Source organism: Microbacterium sp. Y547, assembly GCF_057669785.1.
The window spans coordinates 79,216-97,218 of record NZ_JBYHFN010000001.1 but is presented as its reverse complement, the minus strand read 5'-3'; the positions used below and the strand labels follow the sequence as shown (position 1 = coordinate 97,218).

The following is an 18,003-nucleotide window of genomic DNA, read 5'->3' as shown; positions in this document are numbered from 1 at the left end:
ACGGCGCGTGCGCTTTTGCCGCTGCGATCCGGTCTTCCGCCGCTGTTCTTCTGCCTTCGAGGAGTCCGTATGACGACGTGGGAGTACCTCACCACGCCCCTGCTCATCCACAACACCGCTGCGATCCTCAACAACTGGGGCAAGCAGGGCTGGGAGCTCGTGCAGGTCGTGCCGGGTCCCGAAGGAGGCCTCGTCGCCTACTTCAAGCGTCCCACCGGCGGCGGTGCCGCCAACGCCGGACTGGATGCCGCAGCCGCCGCCTCGTCGCAGTTCGAAGGAGCCTGACATGACCGTTTCCGCCCGCCTCACCGAGCTCGGTATCGAGCTGCCCCAGGTCGTCCCGCCCGTCGCGGCGTACGTGCCCGCCAAAGCGCACGGCGACCTCGTCTACACGGCAGGTCAGCTGCCCATCGTCGCGGGGTCGCTGCTGGCGACCGGCAAGGTCGGTGAGGGCGACGGCCTGGTGACGGCTTCCGATGCGCAGGGGTATGCACGTCAGTGCGCGCTCAACGCGATCGCGGCGGCCGCTGCCGCCGTCGGCGGCGTCGACCGCCTCTCGGGCGTCGTCAAGGTCACGGGCTTCGTCGCCTCGGTGCCCGAGTTCACCGGCCAGCCCGTCGTCATCAACGGGGCGAGCGAATTGCTCGCCGAGGTCTTCGGTGACACCGGCGCTCACGCGCGCTCGGCCGTCGGCGTCTCTGCTCTGCCGCTGGATGCGCCCGTCGAGGTCGAGGTCGTCTTCTCGGTCGCGTGAGCGAGCCCGCCCGCATGCTGTGATCGCTCAACGGCAACGGGGCGTCGAAACCGTGGGGTCCCCCACTGTCTCGACGCCCCGTCGCCGTTTCTGCGTCGGGGCCGGGGCGGTCAGCGCACCTGAGCGCTGATGACCGACATCACCGCGGTGTCCGCGAGCGTCGTCGTGTCGCCGACCTCGCGACCCTCGGCGACATCGCGCAGCAGGCGCCGCATGATCTTGCCCGAGCGGGTCTTGGGCAGCTCGTCGACGATGTAGACGTCGCGCGGGCGGGCGATCGGGCCGATCTGCTCGCCGACCCACTGCCGCAGCGTCTGGGCCAGCCCTTCGGGAGAGTGCTCGGCGAGGTAGCTCTGCTTGATGATGACGAACGCTGCCACAGCCTGGCCGGTCGTCTCGTCGGACGCACCGACGACGGCCGCCTCGGCGACGGCCTCGTTGGCCACGAGCGCCGATTCGATCTCGGTCGTCGACAGGCGGTGGCCCGACACGTTCATGACGTCATCGACGCGTCCGAGCAGCCACACGTCGCCGTCGTCGTCGAGTCGGGCGCCGTCGCCGGCGAAGTAGTAGCCCTGGGACTGGAACTTCGACCAGTACGTCTCGACGAAGCGCTCGGGGTCGCCCCAGATGCCTCGCAGCATGCTCGGCCAGGGCTCCGTGACGACGAGCAGTCCGCCGTTGCCGTTGCCGACGTGCGATCCGTCCTCATCGACGACGTCGATCGAGATGCCGGGGATCGGCACCTGCGCCGAGCCCGGCTTCGTCTCGGTGATGCCCGGCAGCGCCGAGATCATCGTCGCTCCCGTCTCGGTCTGCCACCACGTGTCGATGATGGGCGCCGCCTTGCCGCCGATCACCTTGCGGTACCACATCCACGCTTCGGGGTTGATCGGCTCGCCCACCGAGCCCAGCAGGCGGATCGACGAGAGGTCGTACTTCTTGGGCACCGCGCGCCCGATCTTCATGAACGAGCGGATGGCGGTCGGAGCGGTGTAGAAGATCGTGACGCCGTACTTCTGGATGATCTCCCACCAGCGGCCGGGGTGCGGAGTGTCGGGCGTGCCTTCGTAGAGCACCTGCGTCGCGCCGTTCGCGAGCGGACCGTACGTGACGTAGGTGTGCCCCGTGACCCAGCCGATGTCGGCGGTGCACCAGAACACGTCGGTCTCGGGGTGGATGTCGTGCACGACCTTGTTCGTGAAGGCGGCCTGCGTGAGGTACCCGCCGGACGTGTGCAGGATGCCCTTGGGCTTTCCGGTCGTGCCCGAGGTGTACAGGATGAACAGCGGGTTCTCGGAGGGGAAACCCTGCGCTTCGTGCTCGGCAGAGGCCTGCGGCACGACGTCGTGCCACCAGAGGTCGCGACCCTCGGTCCACTCCACGTCGTTCTCGCCGCGGCGCACGACGAGGACGTGCTCGACGGTCTCCTGCACGCCCGAGCCGTTACGGTCGGCGAGTGCCTGATCGACGGCGGGCTTGAGGGGCGACACCTTGCCCTTGCGGTAGCCGCCGTCGGCCGTGATGACGAGCTTGGCTCCCGCGTCGTCGATGCGCGAGCGCAGGCTGTCGGCCGAGAAGCCGCCGAAGACGACGGAATGGATCGCGCCGATCCGTGCGACGGCGAGCATCGCCGCGATCGCCTCGGGGATCATCGGCAGGTAGATCGCGACCCGGTCGCCGGTCCCGACGCCGAGGTCGCCGAGCACGTTCGCGAGGCGCTTGACCTCATCGGTCAGCTCGGCATACGTCACGTCACGGGAGTCGCCCGGCTCGCCCTCCCAGTGCAGCGCGACGCGGTCGCCGTTGCCGGCTTCGACGTGCCGGTCGAGGCAGTTGTAGGCGACGTTCAGCTCGCCGTCGTCGAACCACTTCGCGAACGGCGGGTTCGACCAGTCGAGTACTTCCGTGAACGGCTTGTGCCAGTGCAGTTCGCGTGCGCGCTCTGCCCAGAAGGCATCACGGTCGGCGGCGGCCTCGTCGTACAGTTCACGCGTCGCGATCGCGTTGTCGGCGAAGGTCTCGGACGGGGCGAATCGCCGCGTCTCGTTGAGCAGGTGATCGATCTGGGTGCTCTGCGTGATGTCGCTCATGGGGCGCGCTCCTTTGCGGCGGGTGGGGTCATAGCCGGAGTCCGGCGAGCTTGACGAGGAAATCTACCCGGCGGCTCAGGGCCCCACTACCTCCGTTAGTGGGTGTCCGACACGACTGATATATCGGCGTGAATACGTCTCGAAGTATTGGGTGCCGCTCGACGAGTCGCCTATGCTCGGGTCCGGCCGAACATTGATTCTGGCAGTGGCATCGCACATCCCCCGACGCGCGGTGCCTCGGGTGGCGGCGTCCCATTCCCCCCATGGGATGCCGCCACTCCGTCGTTTCCGGCTCCTCCACAGGTGCGGAGCGCGGTGACGCTGTCCACGGATGCCGGCGGGCAAGGCGCGCCCGCGCTTCGGGTTCGTAGCGTCGGTGCATGCCGCAGGCCTTCGTCGTTCAGCCGCGATCGCGGGCTGCGGTCGGCGACGATACGGCGACGCCGCCCGATGCCCCGCGCGCGGCGGCGCGCACGCGGCATCCGGCTCTCGCGCCGTTCGCTCCGTACCTCGACGATCCCGACGTCACGGATCTGTTCGTCAACGGCGCGGCCGGTCTCTTCGTCGATCGCGGTGACGGGCCCGTCCCCGTGGGCGGGTGGCGCGCCGCCGAAGAAGACGTACGCGAGCTCGCCGTCTCGCTCATCGGGCTCGGTGGTCGCCACATCGACGATGCGACCCCGTGCGTCGACGTGCGGCTCGGCGACGGTCTGCGGGTGCACGCGGTGCTGCCGCCGGTCGCCGAGGGCACGACGATCTCGATCCGCGTGCCGAGGGTCGAGCAGGCGACCCTGGCCGAGCTCGAGGCGCGCGGCATGTTCGATGCGGCCGGGCGCGCTCAGCTCGCGTCGATCGTCGCGCGGCGCGAGAACGTGCTCGTCACCGGCGCTGCCGGTGCGGGCAAGACGACGCTGCTGGCGGCACTGCTCGCGACTGCGCCGGCGTCGGAGCGCATCGTGACGATCGAAGACGTCGCCGAACTGCGCTTCGCGCACCCGCATCACGTGCGGCTCGAAGCGCGGCAGGCCAATCTCGAGGGGGCGGGCGGCGTCGACCTCGCGCGACTCGTGCGAGAAGCGCTGCGGATGCGACCCGACCGGCTCGTGGTGGGGGAGTGCCGGGGCGCCGAAGTGCGCGAGCTGCTGACGGCGCTCAATACGGGCCACGACGGCGGCGCCGGCACCCTGCACGCCAACAGCCTCGCCGATGCGCCGGCTCGCCTCGAAGCCCTCGGCGCCCTCGCGGGACTGGGCGACAAAGCCCTCGCGCGCCAGGTCGCGAGCGCGATCGGCGTCGTCCTGCACGTGACGCGCGACGGCGACGGCACCCGGCGGCTCGCGGGACTCGGGCGCCCCGTGGTCGCTGCTGACGGGCGGCTCGCGATCGAGCTGCTGGAGGGCACGTGAAGGGCGTGGACGCGGCAGCGGTCGCCGATACCGTGCTGCGACTCGCCGTGCTCCTGCAGGCCGGCGTCGCGCCCGCCCGCGCGTGGGCTCATCTCGCCGAGACGGGCGACCCGCACGCGCTGTCGGTGCACCGCGCGCTCGAAGACGGGGTGGCCGTCACGGCCGCCCTCGCGACCGCGGCCGAGACGCCGCCCGACTCTCTTCCGAGGCGGGGGCGGGCGCGTCGGTCGGGGGTCCCACCGACCGAGCGGGCGTGGCGAGACGTCGCGGCGGCCTGGACGATCGCGACGACGGTCGGCGCGCCGCTCGCCGAGACGCTGCGCGGCCTGGCCCTCGCGCTGCGCGACGCGCAGGAGGCCGCCGATGACGTGCGCATCGCGCTCGCCGAACCCGCCGGTACGGCGAAGCTCATGGCTTGGCTCCCGCTCGTGGCCGTCGTGCTCGGCGTCGCCCTCGGCTTCGACACCGTCGCGACGCTCGTGACGAACCCGGTCGGCATCGGATGCCTCGTGGTGGGCGTCGTGCTCATGCTCGTCGCCCACCGCTGGAGCGGATCGCTCGTGCGGGCGGCCGGTGCGGCAGACGGCATCCCGGGACTCGACGCCGACCTGCTCGCGATCGCGCTGAGCGGCGGCGTCTCGATCGAGCGCGGCCGCCGGCTCGTCGAAGGTGCATCGAGTGAGCCGACCGCCGCAGCGACCGAGGGCATCCTCGCGCTGTCCGCATCGGCCGGGGTGCCCGCCGTCGAGCTGCTCCGCGCGTCGGCGGCGCTCGCCCGACATCGCGCGCGGGTCGAGGGCCGCCTTCGCTCCGCCCGCCTGTCGATGCGGCTGCTGCTGCCGCTCGGGGTCTGCACCCTGCCCGCCTTTCTTCTGCTCGGCGTTGCGCCGATGCTGCTGAGCGTCGGCACCGCGCTGCCGCTCAGTCTTTGACCGTGCCCACCGTCCTCTCGAGAAAGCAGAGTCGCCATGACCACCACGCGCCCGCCCCGCCTCACCCGCCGTCGCGCCGCCCGCCTCTTCACCGACGAATCCGGTGCAGCCACGGCCGAGTACGCGATCGCGACGATGGCAGCCGTCGCCTTTGCCGGCCTTCTCGTCGTCATCATGCGCAGCGACGAAGTGCGCGGCATCCTGACCGACCTCGTCCGTCGCGCGCTGACCGTGGCATGAGGGGGCGCGCGCTCCGCGACGACTCGGGGGCGGTTGCAGCCGAGTTCGCCGTCGCGCTGCCGGCGATCGTGCTCGTGCTGCTGCTTGCGGCGGGAACCCTCGGTGCCGCGTCGCGGCACGTGCGACTGCAGGATGCCGCCGCCGACGCCGCCCGGATCATCGCGCGCGGCGACTCGCTCGCGCGCGCGGCGGCCGGCGTCGCGACGGCCGTCCCGGGGGCGGGGGTCGCGGTGCGCGAAGACGACGACATCGTATGTGTCACCGCGACGGCGCCCGCCCTGCTCGCGCTCACCCTGACGGCGACCGGCTGCGCCCTCGCGGGTGGTCGCTGATGGCAGGGGCGCCCGCGGTCGTGGGTGTCGTCGCGGGTATCGCGCTGCTGGCCGCCGGGCTCACCGCGACGGCGGGCGCGGCGGTGTTCGGGCAGCGTCTGGCCGGCGCCGCCGACGCCGCGGCGCTCGCGGCTGCCGATACCGCCTCGGGCGCAGCAGCGGGCGTCCCGTGCGAGCGGGCGGTGCAGCTGGCGGCCCTCGGCGGCGCGACGCTGACGGCGTGCGATGTCGTCGGGCTCGTCGCGACGGTGTCGGTGCAGGCGCCCTTCGGCCCCTTCACAGGCACCGCCGCGGCGCGCGCGGGGCCTCCGCCCCAGCCCCCGTGACCACCGGCTCTCAGCGAGTGCATGGTATTTCGGCGTGTATGGTGTGCGACGTAGAAAGGACGGCTGCATTGGCACAAGGCAAGAAGCTCGTCATCGTCGAGTCCCCGACCAAGATGCGGTCGATCCAGGGATACCTCGGCGACGATTATGAGGTGCTCAGCTCAGTAGGGCACATCCGCGATCTGGCGGACCGCAAAGCCATCCCGGCCGAGCTCAAGAAGACGTCGGTCGGAAAGTACTCGATCGACATCGAGAACGGGTTCACCCCTTTCTATGTGGAGTCCGAGCGCGGCAAGAAGACCGTCGCTGAGCTCAAGCGTGCGCTGAAGGGCGCCGATGAGCTCCTCCTCGCCACTGATGAGGACCGCGAGGGCGAAGCCATCGCGTGGCACCTGCTCGAGGCGCTCAAGCCCAAGGTTCCCGTCAAGCGCATGGTCTTCCACGAGATCACGAAGGATGCAATCCGCGCCGCCGTCGAGAACACGCGCGAACTCGATGTCGCGCTCGTCGACGCTCAGGAGACGCGCCGTATCCTCGACCGCCTCTACGGCTGGGATGTCTCTGACGTGACGCGCCGCAAGGTCGGTCAGGGCACGTCGGCGGGCCGCGTGCAGTCCGCCGCCACGCGTCTGGTCGTCGATCGCGAGCGCGAGCGCATGGCCTTCATCTCGGCTTCGTACTGGGATCTCGAGGCGATCGCCGCGATCAACGAGGCGCAGGGCGCGTCGTTCACGACGCGTCTGGCCCGTCTCGGCGGTGCGCCGCTGGCTCGCGGCACCGACTTCGACGACCGCGGTGAGCTCAAGAAGGCCGTCGTCGTCCTCGACGAGGACCGCGCCCGTTCGCTCGCTGAGGCTGTGGCCTCTGTCGGCACGGCATCCGTGTCGAATCTCGAGGCCAAGCCGGGAACGCGCAGCCCCAAGCCGCCCTTCACGACGTCGACGATGCAGCAAGAGGCCGGTCGCAAGCTCTCGATGAGCGCGAAGCACGCCATGAGCGTCGCGCAGCGCCTGTATGAAAAGGGCTTCATCACCTATATGCGTACCGACTCGACGGCGCTGGGCACGCAGGCCGTGCAGGCCGCGCGAGCGCAGGCCGTCGCGCTCTACGGCGAGAAGGCCGTGCCCCTGAGCCCGCGCGTCTACCGCAGCAAGAGCAAGAACGCGCAGGAGGCGCACGAGGCGATCCGTCCCTCGGGCGATGACTTCCGCACGCCGGCGTCGGTGGCCGCGCAGCTCGATCGCGATGAGCAGCGCCTGTACGACCTCATTTGGAAGCGCACGATGGCCAGCCAGATGGCCGACGCGAAGTACGAGACGACGACCGTCACGCTCACGGTCGACGCCGGCGGCGAGCAGGCCGAGTTCACCGCATCGGGTACCGTCTACACGTTCAAGGGCTTCCTCGAGGCATATGAAGAGGGGCGCGACGAGAAGCGCGCCGACGCCGACAAGGCCGACGACCAGGCGCTTCCCGTCATGACCGTCGGCGACACGCTGCGCTTGAAGGACGTCGAGGCCAAGGGCCACGCGACGAGCCCCAAGCCCCGCTACACCGAGGCGAGCCTCGTCAAGGCGCTCGAAGAGAAGGGCATCGGTCGCCCCTCGACGTTCGCGAGCATCATCGATGTCATCCTCGACCGCGGCTATGTCACCAAGCGCGGCCAGGCGCTCGTACCCAGCTGGCTCGCGTTCAGCATCGTGCGTCTGCTCGAGCAGCACTTCGCCGACCTCGTGGACTACGACTTCACGGCGGCGCTCGAAGACGACCTCGACGCGATCGCCCGTGGCGAGCAGAAGCGTGCGGAGTGGCTGCACTCCTTCTACTTCGGCTCCGAGTCGCACACGGGCCTGCGCAAGATCATCGACAACCTCGGTGAGATCGACGCGCGCGAGCTGAACGCGACGAAGATCACCGATACGGCGACCGTGCGGTTCGGCCGCTACGGGCCGTACCTCGACGTGATCGATCCCGAGAACCCCGAGGCCGATCCGCGCCGGGTCAACCTGCCCGATGATCTCGCCCCCGACGAGCTGACGCCCGAGAAGGCGCAGGAGCTCATCGACGCGCCCGTCGCGGGAAACCGCGTGCTCGGCGAGAACCCCGAGAACGGCCGGCTCATCGTCGTCAAGGACGGCCGTTTCGGTCCGTACCTCGAAGAGGAGATCCCCGAGACCGAGGTCGCCGTCGATGAGGCGACGGGCGAGGTCACGGCGCCGAAGAAGAAGTCGACCAAGAAGGATGCCGCGCCCAAGCCGCGCCGCGCGTCGCTGTTCAAGTCGATGTCTCCCGAGACGATCGAACTCGATACGGCGCTGCAGTTGCTCGCGCTTCCTCGCGTCGTTGGCACCGACCCCGAGTCGGGCGAGGTCATCACGGCGCAGAACGGACCGTACGGCCCGTACCTCAAGAAGGGCACCGACTCGCGCACGATCGACAGCGAAGAGCTCATCTTCGACATGACGCTCGAGCAGGCTCTCGCGATCTACGCGCAGCCGAAGTACGGCGCACGCCGGGCTTCGAGCGCGCTCAAGGAGTTCGAGAACGACCCGGTGAGCGGCAAGCCGATCCGCATCCGTGACGGCCGCTTCGGCGCGTACGTGACCGACGGCGAGACGAACGTGACGATCCCGCGCGGTCAGATGCCCGACGACATCACGTACGAGATCGCCGTGCAGATGATCGCCGACAAGCGTGCGAAGGGCCCCGCGCCCAAGCGCAAGACGACGACGCGCAAGGCGCCGGCGAAGAAGAAGTGACCGCTCGGCAGGGTCAGCACACCGGCGAGCGCGGGCTGTTCGTCACGCTCGAGGGGGGCGACGGCGTCGGCAAGACGACGCAGGCGGCCCTGCTCGAGCAGTGGCTCAGCCGGCGCGGGCGCACGGTCGTGCGCACGCGCGAGCCGGGGGGCACCGAGGTCGGGGTGCTCGTGCGCGACATCGTGCTCCACCACCGGGGCGAGATCGCGCCGCGGGCTGAGGCGCTGCTGTACGCCGCCGATCGAGCGCATCACATCGAGACGCTCGTGCGCCCTGCCCTCGAGCGCGGCGACATCGTCCTCCAGGACCGTTATCTCGACTCGTCGGTGGCCTATCAGGGTGCCGGTCGAGTGCTCGGCCGCGACGAGGTGCGCGACCTGTCGCTGTGGGCGACGGGGGGTCTGCTTCCCGATCTCACGGTGCTGCTCGACCTCGACCCCGAGGTCGCGCGGGAGCGGCTGGTGGCCGACGACAAGCCCTTCGACCGGCTCGAAGCCGAGAAGAGCGCGTTCCACGCGCGCGTGCGCGAGGAGTTCCTCGCGCTGGCAGCTGCCGAGCCTGAGCGCTTCCTCGTCGTCGACGCCGCCCGGCCCCCCGACGAGATCGCGGGCCTCGTCCGCGACCGCGTCGAGGCCCTCCTCACATGAAGACCTGTCGGCGCCCCCGGCTAGGCTGACTGCATGGATGCCACGGCGATCGCGGACGCCGCGAGTGATGTCCCCTGGGGTGAGGTGTGGGGGCAGAACGATGCGCTCGCCGCGCTGCAGTCGGCGGCATCCGACCCGGCAGACATGACCCACGCGTGGCTCATCACGGGCCCGCCGGGGTCGGGGCGCTCGACGCTCGCCTACGCGTTCGCCGCGGCGCTCATCGCCGAACCCGGTGACGAGAAGGCGATGCGGCAGGTGCTCGCCGGAACGCATCCGGATCTGACGTCGTTGCGCACCGAGGGTGTCATCATCTCGATCAAAGACGCCCGCGCGCTCGTCGAGCGCTCGTACTTCGCTCCGTCGCTCGGCCGCTACCGCGTCATCGTGATGGAAGACGCCGACCGCATGGCCGAGCGCACATCGAACGTTCTGCTGAAGGCCCTTGAAGAGCCGCCCGAGCGCACGGTGTGGGTGCTGTGCGCGCCGAGTGACGCCGACCTGCTGCCCACGATCCGCTCGCGCGTGCGCACTCTGCGCCTGCGAGACCCCGACATCGCCGATGTCGCGCGGCTCATCGCGCAGCGCACGGGCGCCGATGCGGCGCTCGCCGAGCAGTCGGCGCGCCATGCGCAGCGGCACATCGGCATGGCGCAACGCCTCGCCACCGATGCTGCGGCCCGCGCGCGCCGCGACGAGACGCTGCGGTCGGTGCTCGCGGTGCGCGGCGTCGGCGACGCCGTCGATGTGGCCGGCCGCGTCGTGCAGCTCGCGACCGACGATGCCAAGGCGCTCACGGTCGAGCGCGATGAGGCTGAGCGCGAAGCGCTGCGACGCACACTGGGCATCGCCCCGGGCGCGAGTGTGCCGCCCGCCGTGCGCGCCCAGCTGTCGGCGCTCGAAGACGGGCAGAAGCGGCGCGCGACGCGCAGCCTGCGCGACGGCATCGACCGCGTGCTCACCGACCTGCAGTCGCTCTTCCGCGACGTGCTCATGATCCAGTACTCCCGCACCGACGACCTGGTGAACCGTGAACTGGTCGACGACTTGCACGCTCTGGCGGGCGCATGGTCGATCGAGCGGACGCTGGTCGTGCTCGACCGGATCTCCGAGACACGCCGCAACCTCGAACAGAACGTCGCCCCCGCCCTCGCCCTCGAGAGCATGCTCGTGACCGTCGCGAGCGGAAGGACCCCGTGACCCGTACCACCCCTGGCCGTTTCCTGCGCCGAGCCGTGACCGCCGTCGCGGTCCTTGCCGCCGCATCCGTCGCCCTGTCCGGCTGCCTCTACTCCGCGATCCCCGATCAGGACGCCCGTCCCACGACGAGTCTGTCGCCCGACGTGCAAGGGGTGCCCACCGACCTCCTGCCGTTCTATGAGCAGACGCTGACGTGGTCCGACTGCGGCGGGTTGCTGGACTGCACGACGGTGACGGCGCCGCTGGACTGGCAGAACCCCGAGGCTGCCGAGATCGAGCTGTCCGTCATCCGTCAGCGTGCGACAGGTGGCGACGAGCCGCTCGGGTCGCTCCTGACCAACCCCGGCGGCCCCGGCGCGAGCGGCATTGCGCTCGTGCGCGATGCGGTCTCTTACGCCGTCGGCAATGAGCTGGCAGCGGCCTACGACGTCATCGGCTTCGACCCGCGCGGCGTGGGGGAGTCCACCGCCGTGACGTGCTTCGACACACCAGAGATGGACGAATACCTGTTCGGCATCACGCCGGGCCAGCGCGGATCGTCCGAGTGGGAGGCCGCTCGGACGCGGTCCAACGAGGGCTTCGCCGAGGCGTGCGAGGCCAACAGCGACGGCATCCTCGCGTTCATCACGACCGACAACGCGGCGCGCGACATGGATCTGCTGCGCGCGGTGCTCGGCGATCGCACTCTCAACTACCTCGGGTATTCGTACGGCACGTTCCTCGGGGCGACGTACGCGAAGCTGTTCCCTGAACGGGTGGGGCGGATGGTGCTCGACGGCGCGATCGACCCCGCCGTCTCGGCTCTCGACGTCTCGACGACGCAGGCGCTCGGTTTCGAATCGGCGCTGCGGGCGTACATGGCCGACTGCCTCTCGGGTGGGGACTGTCCGTTCCGCGGCACCCTCGATGAGGCCATGGCAGACCTCGGCACGCTGCTCGCGAGCGTCGAGCGGCGGCCGATCGAGAACGCCGACGGCCGCATGCTCGGAGCCGACTCGCTCATGACGGCGATCATCGCCGCGCTCTACTCCACCGATTCGTGGCCCGCCCTGACGCAGGCGCTCACGGGCGTGCTCGAGGGTGATGCGCAGGCGGCGTTCCTGCTCGCCGACTTCTACTACAACCGCCAGGGCGGCGAATACCTCGACAACCAGACCGAGGCGTTCACGGCGTACAACTGCATGGACTACCCCGACGACACCACCGCTGCCGAAGAGGACGCCTCGACGGCTCGCATCGCGGCGGACGCGCCGACCATCGCTCCGTACTGGTCGGGTCCCGACCCGTGTGACTCGTGGCCGGTCGCCCCGACGGGCGTGCGCGAGCCGGTCGCGGCCGAGGGAGCCGCGCCCATCCTCGTGGTCGGCACGACGAATGACCCGGCGACTCCGTACGAGTGGTCGGTGTCGCTGGCCGAGCAGCTGTCGTCGGGAGTGCTCATCACGCGTGTCGGCGAGGGACACACGGGATTCAACAAGGGCAACGCGTGCGTCGACGACGCCGTGCTGGCGTACTTCCTCGACGGCACGGTGCCCGACTCCGACCTGCGCTGCGAGTAGTCAGCGTCGCAGCGTGCGCCGCGCGAGCGCGTTGCCGAGAAACTGCACTCCCTGCACGATCACGACGATGACGACGACGGCTGCCCAGGTCACCCACGGGTTGAACTGGCGGAACCCGTTGACGATCGCGAACTGACCGAGGCCCCCGGCGGCGACGACACCCGCCATCGCCGTCATGTCGACGAGGGCGACGACGATGAACGTGTAGCCGAGGATGAGCGGTCCGAGTGCTTCACGCGGCACGAGGCGGAACAGGATGCGCGACCTGCTCGCCCCTGCAGCGCGCGCGGCCTCGATGACGCCGGGCCGCACCGTGATGAGGTTCTGCTCGACGATGCGGCCGATCGCGAACATCGACGCGAGCGAGATCGCGAAGACGCCGAACTCGATGCCGATGCCGCGGATGCCCAGACCGCGGGCGAGCGGCTGCACGGCGGCGAGCAGGATGATGAACGGGATGGGGCGGAAGGTGTTCACGACGACGTTGAGCACGCCGAACACGACCTTGTTCGGAAACAGGCTCCCGGCGCGAGTCGCGTACAGGGCGAGGCCGAGCACGAGCCCGGCGACACCGCCGAAGACGAGGCTCAGGGTGACCATGTAGAGCGTCTCGGCTGTCGCAGACCACAGCTGCGGCAGCAGTTCGATGAGCCTATCCACGGGTGTCCTCCTCGATCAGGGGAGCGAAGCCGGATGCCGCGGCTATCGCCCGTTCGACGGCGTCTGTCTCACCGGTGACCGACAGTGTGAGATGTCCGAACACGCGGCCGCGGATGTCGTTGATGCCGCCGTGGATGAGTTCGAAGCGCACGCCGTGGGCGGCCAGAGCCGCGAAGACGTCGGACTGTGTCACATCGCCGTCGCGGATCGTGAAGGTGACCATGCGCCCCGGGTGTCGCTTTCGGAGGGTGCGCAGCTGCTCACCGCGGGGGACGTCGTCGATGATGCTCGAGACGAAGCGTCGCGTGGCCGCGCGCTGCGGCGCTGACATCACGTCGAAGACCTCGCCCTGCTCGATGATGCGTCCTTCCTCCATCACGATGACGCGGTCGGCGAGGGTGCGGATGACATCCATCTCGTGCGTGATGACGAGGATCGTCACGCCCAGGTCGCGGTTGACGCGGCGCAGCAGATCAAGCACTTCGGCTGTCGTCTCGGGGTCGAGCGCGCTCGTGGCCTCGTCGGCGAGCAGGATGCGCGGACTCGTCGCGAGGGCCCGGGCGATGCCGACGCGCTGACGCTGCCCGCCTGACAGCTGCTCGGGATGGTTCCGTGCCTTGTCGGCGAGTCCGACGAAGTCGAGCAGTTCGGCGACCCGCGCCGTGATCTCGGCCCGCGGCCGCCGCGCGATCTCGAGCGGGTACGCGACGTTGCCGGCGACGGTGCGCGAGTCGAACAGGTTGAACTGCTGGAAGATCATGCCGATGTCGCCGCGCAGGTTGCGCAGGTCGCGCTCGCGCAGACGGGTGATGTCGCGGCCGTCGATCTCGACGGTGCCCGAGGTGGGCGTCTCGAGCGCGTTCACGAGGCGCAGCACGGTGCTCTTGCCGGCTCCCGAGTAGCCGATGATCCCGCAGACCTCGCCCGCCGCGATGTCGAGGTCGACACCGTCGACGGCGGTGACGGGCACAGCGTTCTTTCCCGCGGCGGGAAAGGTCTTCGTGACCGCCGTGAGCCGGATGAGCGTCATGGGCGTCTCCTCACAGACGACGCGCGTGTGCGGCCCGCAGGGGAACGGGCCGCACACGCGAGGGTCACTGGTTGGCGCGGACGTCTTCTTCGACGGTCTCGAGCGACTCGACGAGGTCTGCCCGCGGGGTCTTCAGCAGCACGGCGGTGTCACCGGATGCCGCCTGGACGCCGTCGAGGACTGCCTGGGTGTTCTGGTAGATCTCGACGAGCTTGAGGTACGTCGGGTTGTCGACGTCGGCGGCACGCGAAGCGAAGACGTTGACGTAGGGCAGCGCGTTCGGGTCGGTCGGGTCGTCCTGCGCGATGGCGTCCGAGAACTGCAGACCCGCGTCTTCGACGAAGTCGTTGTTCACGATCGCGGCGGCGACGTCGGGGAGCGACGTGGGCGTGAGGGCGGCATCGAGTGCTTCGACGACGACCTTCGAGTCCGGCGAGACGTCGGCGACCGTCGAGAAGATCGATCCGCCGTCGGTGAGCTCGATGAGCCCGGCCGACTGCAGCACGAGAAGGCCGCGGGCCTGATTGCTCTCATCGTCGGGAACGATGACGGTGGAGCCCTCGGGGATGTCGGCGACGGAGTCGTACTGCGTCGAGTAGAGCCCGAGGGGGTAGATCGCGGTCGAGCCGATGGGCTGCAGATCGTCGCCCGCGTTGACGTTGTAGGTGCCGAGGTAGACGATGTGCTGGAACTGGTTGAGGTCCAGCTCGCCGGCGGACAGAGCGGGGTTCGGCTGCGTGTACTCGGTGAAGTCGACGATCTCGACCTCGATGCCTTCGGCCGCGGCGGCTTCGGCGTAGGTCTGCCAGTAGGGATCGCCGGCGCCGACCACGCCGATGCGCACGACGCCGACCACGCCCGCGCCGGCCTCAGCCCCGGCGTCGTCTGACGGGCCCGAGCCGCAGGCGGTGAGCAGCAGAGCGAGGGGAAGGGCCAGGGCGGCCGCGGTGGTGAATCGAGTGGACATGCGAGTGGCTCCTTGGGTCAGGCTCCGCGGGGCGGTGCAGACCGCAAGCGCGGAGCCGGTACCGCGCTCGCTTCACCGCGGAACGACTCCGAATGTACGTCGCGGGGTCGCGGCATCCGATTCGGTCGTAATACGCCGTCACGCAGGCCGTGTCACCGAGGGCCTTCCGGACCCTGTAGGATTGTCCATCGTGCGCCGCGTAAGCGAAGCGCGCCACCTTAGCTCAGATGGCAGAGCGATTCACTCGTAATGAATAGGTCAAGGGTTCGATTCCCTTAGGTGGCTCCGAGAGCGAAGGCCCTCGATCCAGCGGAGACGCAGGGTCGGGGGCCTTCGGCGTTGCCATGGTGCCTCCGCTAGCCTGAGGAGGTGAACGACCGCGCGATAGATGCCATCGCCGAGATCTTCACGTGGGTCGGCTTCGGGGGAGCGGTCGTACTGGCTCTCGCGACCCTCATCGTCTGGCTCGCCGATGGCTCATGGTCACTCACCCAGGCCGTCCTCGCCGACGAGCAGGGGCACCGCAGTGCGCGGTGGTTCGGCAGCAGTGGCCGGGTCGGTCACGCCTGGCTGAGCCCCGACCAGCAGGCTGCGCTCGAGGGGCGCGAGACGGCGGACGTCTACGTCCGTGCCGGGCGTGACGACCGGATGCGCCTCACAAAAGGGTCGCCCGCGGTGCGGTTTCTGGGATGGCTCACAGTCGGGTTCTTCGCTCTCGGCGTCATCGCGACGGTGGCATCCATCGTTTTTTTGCTGTCACGGTGAACAAGAGGGCGTATAGCTAGCTAAGCTAGCTATATGTCTTCGGCGCATCACGCGAAACTCGCTCCTTCACGTTGGCTCCGCATCGGTATTCCGGTGTTTCTCGTCCTGCTCTGGGTCGTGGGTGGGGCAATAGGTGGTCCCTACTTCGGCAAGGTCGAAGAGGTCTCCACGAACGACCGGTCCAGCTTCCTTCCCGAGAGCGCTGATGCGACTCAGGTGAACGAGCGACTCTCGGAGTTCCTGGGAGATGACACGATCCCGGCCGTCGTGATCGTCGAGTCCGACGAAGAACTCACCGAGGAGCAGTTCGCCGATCTGCAGACTCTCGCCGACGACATCGCCGCGCTCAGCGACGTGCAGGACGAGATCTCGCCGCCGATTCCCTCCGAAGACGGGGATGCGGCTCAGATCTTCGTGCCGATCGACTCGTCGGCCGATATCGGCGAAACCGTCGCCGAGATGCGAGCGCTCCTGGCCGAAAGCCTGCCCGACGGTCTCGAGGGATGGGTGACCGGGCCGGCAGGCTTCACCGCCGACCTCGTCGAGGGCTTCCTCGGCATCGACGGACTGCTGCTCGCCGTTGCTCTCATCGCCGTCTTCATCATCCTCATCATCGTCTACCGTTCGCCGCTGCTTCCGATCGTCGTGCTGCTGACGAGTGTGTTCGCGCTGTGTGTCGCGCTGCTCACGGTGTGGTGGCTCGCGTTCAACGGCATCGTCGTGCTGAACGGGCAGGTGCAAGGCATCCTGTTCATCCTCGTGATCGGTGCAGCCACGGACTATGCGCTGCTCTATGTCGCGAGATATCGAGAAGCGATCGCCGAGGGCGCAGGGCGATGGGATGCCACCGTCCGAGCCTGGCGCGGCTCGTGGGAGCCGATCCTCGCATCGGGCGGAACGGTCATCGCCGGGCTCATGTGCCTGTTGCTGTCCGACCTCGCCACGAACCGTGCGCTGGGGCCGATCGCCTCGATCGGCATCGCGTTCTCGATGCTGTCCGCCCTCACGTTCCTTCCGGCCTTGCTGGCACTCGTCGGTCGCGCGGCGTTCTGGCCGTTCGCGCCGAAGCAGGCTCTCGTGATGGTTCCCGACGACCTCAGCAAGCCCGTCAAGGGCCTCTGGCCGCGTCAGGCCCGCTTCGTGGCTCGTCACGCGCGGATCGTCTGGATCGTGTCGACGCTCGTGCTGCTCGCCGGTGCGTTCGGCGTGACACAGCTCAAGGCCGAGGGCGTTCCCTCGAGCGACCTCGTTCTGGGCGAGTCGCAGGCGCGTGACGGTCAGGCCGCTCTCGCCGAGCACTTCCCGGCAGGGTCGGGAAGCCCGGTGTACATCATCGCCCCCGAGGATGACCTGGCCGAGGTCCTCGGACTTCTCGACGAGAACGCGGGCATCGACTCGGTCTCGGCGGCATCGGAGGATTCGCCCAACGGACAGGCGCCGGTCGCGCTGGAGGACGGCGAGGTCGTCTTCTCGGCGGCAGGCCCGCCCGGAACCCCCGTGCCCGAGCCGACGATCGCCGGCGGCGATGTGCTCATCATCGCGACGCTCACCGATTCGGCTGACTCGGATGCCGCTGAAGACACCGTCCGTGAGCTGCGTGTTTCGCTGAACGACGCGCTCGGAGAGGGCGAGGCGGTCGTCGGAGGCGAGACCGCGACGGACATCGACACGAATGACACGTCGATTCGCGACCGCACGCTCATCATCCCCGTCATCCTGTTGGTCGTGCTGGGGATCCTGATCCTGCTGCTGCGCTCGATCCTGGCTCCCGTCCTGCTCATGGCGACGGTCGTGCTGTCGTTCGCCACGGCGCTGGGTGTCAGTGCGCTCGTCTTCAACGGCATCTTCGACTTCCCCGGAGCGGATCCGGCGGTGCCACTGTTCGGCTTCGTGTTCTTGGTGGCCCTCGGAATCGACTACAACATCTTCTTGATGTCGAGGGTGCGCGAGGAGTCTCTCGTGCACGGCACGCGGCGGGGCATCCTGCGGGGCCTCGTGGCCACCGGTGGCGTCATCACCTCTGCCGGGCTCGTGCTCGCGGCGACGTTCGCAGCGCTCGGGGTCATCCCGATCCTGTTCCTCGCCCAGATCGCGTTCATCGTCGCCTTCGGTGTGCTGATCGACACCTTCATCGTGCGCTCGCTGCTCGTGCCCGCCCTGTCGTATGACATCGGGCCGGCGATCTGGTGGCCGTCGAAGCTGTCGCGCAAGCCGGAGCCCGTGGCCGTCGGCGGGTCGGGAGACCCGTCGGGCGAAGCCGACGAAGACCTCGTGGGCGATGACGGGCACGCGCTGACGCGCGAGGAGTACCGGCGCACGCGCGACTCGTGAGC

General features: G+C 69.4%; 17 protein-coding genes and 1 tRNA gene. 14 read left to right on the top strand and 4 right to left on the bottom strand.

Annotation, left to right across the window (positions count from 1 at the left end; translation table 11 throughout):
• The first annotated feature begins 69 nt into the window (after positions 1–69).
• Positions 70–285 (top strand): Sp36 family protein, encoded by a 216-nt coding sequence (gene sp36 / locus AC25Y0_RS00515; RefSeq protein WP_488122408.1) that lies wholly within the window; start codon positions 70–72, stop codon positions 283–285.
• A 1-nt stretch (position 286) separates the two neighbouring features.
• Positions 287–754, top strand: a complete 468-nt coding sequence (locus tag AC25Y0_RS00510; protein WP_488122407.1) for a RidA family protein — start codon at positions 287–289, stop codon at positions 752–754.
• 110 nt (positions 755–864) lie between these two features.
• On the opposite strand, the gene acs is transcribed toward AC25Y0_RS00510, so the two are convergent.
• Positions 865–2,847: an acetate--CoA ligase gene (acs, locus tag AC25Y0_RS00505; protein WP_488122406.1), complete on the bottom strand. Its 1,983-nt coding sequence runs from the start codon at positions 2,845–2,847 to the stop codon at positions 865–867.
• Positions 2,848–3,227: 380 nt separating this feature from the next.
• Here acs and AC25Y0_RS00500 point away from each other — a divergent pair, with 380 nt between their 5' ends.
• The 9 genes from AC25Y0_RS00500 (at position 3,228) to AC25Y0_RS00460 (ending at position 12,248) form a co-directional block, all read left to right on the top strand.
• A complete protein-coding gene (locus tag AC25Y0_RS00500; RefSeq protein WP_488122405.1) occupies positions 3,228–4,253 on the top strand; it encodes a TadA family conjugal transfer-associated ATPase in 1,026 nt (341 codons plus the stop codon).
• Positions 4,250–5,185: a type II secretion system F family protein gene (locus AC25Y0_RS00495; RefSeq protein WP_488122404.1), complete on the top strand. Its 936-nt coding sequence runs from the start codon at positions 4,250–4,252 to the stop codon at positions 5,183–5,185. The genes AC25Y0_RS00500 and AC25Y0_RS00495 overlap by 4 nt, the downstream gene beginning before the upstream one ends.
• A gap of 36 nt (positions 5,186–5,221) precedes the next feature.
• Positions 5,222–5,425, top strand: a complete 204-nt coding sequence (locus AC25Y0_RS00490) for a DUF4244 domain-containing protein (RefSeq protein ID WP_488122403.1) — start codon at positions 5,222–5,224, stop codon at positions 5,423–5,425.
• Entirely contained in the window at positions 5,422–5,757 is a 336-nt protein-coding gene (locus AC25Y0_RS00485; protein WP_488122402.1) for a TadE family type IV pilus minor pilin, read from the top strand. Before AC25Y0_RS00490 ends, AC25Y0_RS00485 begins: the two co-directional genes overlap by 4 nt.
• Positions 5,757–6,083, top strand: a complete 327-nt coding sequence (locus AC25Y0_RS00480; RefSeq protein WP_488122401.1) for a helicase — start codon at positions 5,757–5,759, stop codon at positions 6,081–6,083. The genes AC25Y0_RS00485 and AC25Y0_RS00480 overlap by 1 nt, the downstream gene beginning before the upstream one ends.
• A 68-nt stretch (positions 6,084–6,151) precedes the next feature.
• Positions 6,152–8,842 (top strand): type I DNA topoisomerase, encoded by a 2,691-nt coding sequence (topA, locus tag AC25Y0_RS00475; protein ID WP_488122400.1) that lies wholly within the window; start codon positions 6,152–6,154, stop codon positions 8,840–8,842.
• Positions 8,839–9,489: a dTMP kinase gene (gene tmk / locus AC25Y0_RS00470; RefSeq protein WP_488134035.1), complete on the top strand. Its 651-nt coding sequence runs from the start codon at positions 8,839–8,841 to the stop codon at positions 9,487–9,489. Before topA ends, tmk begins: the two co-directional genes overlap by 4 nt.
• 33 nt (positions 9,490–9,522) lie before the next feature.
• Positions 9,523–10,689, top strand: coding sequence for a DNA polymerase III subunit delta' (locus AC25Y0_RS00465; protein ID WP_488134034.1), 1,167 nt, complete (start codon positions 9,523–9,525; stop codon positions 10,687–10,689).
• Positions 10,686–12,248, top strand: a complete 1,563-nt coding sequence (locus AC25Y0_RS00460; RefSeq protein WP_488134033.1) for an alpha/beta hydrolase — start codon at positions 10,686–10,688, stop codon at positions 12,246–12,248. Before AC25Y0_RS00465 ends, AC25Y0_RS00460 begins: the two co-directional genes overlap by 4 nt.
• On the opposite strand, the gene AC25Y0_RS00455 is transcribed toward AC25Y0_RS00460, so the two are convergent.
• The 3 genes from AC25Y0_RS00455 to AC25Y0_RS00445 all read right to left on the bottom strand — a co-directional run bounded on the left by AC25Y0_RS00455 (position 12,249) and on the right by AC25Y0_RS00445 (position 14,905).
• Positions 12,249–12,908 carry a methionine ABC transporter permease gene (locus AC25Y0_RS00455; protein WP_488122396.1) on the bottom strand — a complete coding sequence of 220 codons (660 nt, stop codon included), beginning with the start codon at positions 12,906–12,908 and terminating at the stop codon, positions 12,249–12,251.
• Positions 12,901–13,938 (bottom strand): methionine ABC transporter ATP-binding protein, encoded by a 1,038-nt coding sequence (locus tag AC25Y0_RS00450; protein ID WP_488122395.1) that lies wholly within the window; start codon positions 13,936–13,938, stop codon positions 12,901–12,903. Before AC25Y0_RS00450 ends, AC25Y0_RS00455 begins: the two co-directional genes overlap by 8 nt.
• Positions 13,939–14,002: 64 nt before the next feature.
• Positions 14,003–14,905 (bottom strand): MetQ/NlpA family ABC transporter substrate-binding protein, encoded by a 903-nt coding sequence (locus tag AC25Y0_RS00445; RefSeq protein ID WP_488122394.1) that lies wholly within the window; start codon positions 14,903–14,905, stop codon positions 14,003–14,005.
• A gap of 212 nt (positions 14,906–15,117) precedes the next feature.
• Here AC25Y0_RS00445 and AC25Y0_RS00440 point away from each other — a divergent pair.
• From AC25Y0_RS00440 to AC25Y0_RS00430, 3 genes are all read left to right on the top strand, one after another.
• A tRNA-Thr gene (locus AC25Y0_RS00440) sits at positions 15,118–15,190 on the top strand.
• Positions 15,191–15,274: 84 nt separating this feature from the next.
• Positions 15,275–15,670: a hypothetical protein gene (locus AC25Y0_RS00435; protein WP_488122393.1), complete on the top strand. Its 396-nt coding sequence runs from the start codon at positions 15,275–15,277 to the stop codon at positions 15,668–15,670.
• A 33-nt stretch (positions 15,671–15,703) separates the two neighbouring features.
• Positions 15,704–18,001: an MMPL family transporter gene (locus AC25Y0_RS00430; protein ID WP_488122392.1), complete on the top strand. Its 2,298-nt coding sequence runs from the start codon at positions 15,704–15,706 to the stop codon at positions 17,999–18,001.
• The last annotated feature ends 2 nt before the right edge of the window (positions 18,002–18,003 follow it).

What these genes read in the sequence shown, in the direction of transcription:
- sp36 (WP_488122408.1), top strand. Translation starts at nt 70, where the DNA reads ATGACGACGTGGGAGTACCTCACCACGCCCCTGCTCATCCACAACACC.
- AC25Y0_RS00510 (WP_488122407.1), top strand. Translation starts at nt 287, where the DNA reads ATGACCGTTTCCGCCCGCCTCACCGAGCTCGGTATCGAGCTGCCCCAG.
- acs (WP_488122406.1), bottom strand. Translation starts at nt 2,847, where the DNA reads ATGAGCGACATCACGCAGAGCACCCAGATCGATCACCTGCTCAACGAG.
- AC25Y0_RS00500 (WP_488122405.1), top strand. Translation starts at nt 3,228, where the DNA reads ATGCCGCAGGCCTTCGTCGTTCAGCCGCGATCGCGGGCTGCGGTCGGC.
- AC25Y0_RS00490 (WP_488122403.1), top strand. Translation starts at nt 5,222, where the DNA reads ATGACCACCACGCGCCCGCCCCGCCTCACCCGCCGTCGCGCCGCCCGC.
- AC25Y0_RS00485 (WP_488122402.1), top strand. Translation starts at nt 5,422, where the DNA reads ATGAGGGGGCGCGCGCTCCGCGACGACTCGGGGGCGGTTGCAGCCGAG.
- AC25Y0_RS00480 (WP_488122401.1), top strand. Translation starts at nt 5,757, where the DNA reads ATGGCAGGGGCGCCCGCGGTCGTGGGTGTCGTCGCGGGTATCGCGCTG.
- AC25Y0_RS00465 (WP_488134034.1), top strand. Translation starts at nt 9,523, where the DNA reads ATGGATGCCACGGCGATCGCGGACGCCGCGAGTGATGTCCCCTGGGGT.
- AC25Y0_RS00450 (WP_488122395.1), bottom strand. Translation starts at nt 13,938, where the DNA reads ATGACGCTCATCCGGCTCACGGCGGTCACGAAGACCTTTCCCGCCGCG.
- AC25Y0_RS00445 (WP_488122394.1), bottom strand. Translation starts at nt 14,905, where the DNA reads ATGTCCACTCGATTCACCACCGCGGCCGCCCTGGCCCTTCCCCTCGCT.
- AC25Y0_RS00430 (WP_488122392.1), top strand. Translation starts at nt 15,704, where the DNA reads ATGTCTTCGGCGCATCACGCGAAACTCGCTCCTTCACGTTGGCTCCGC.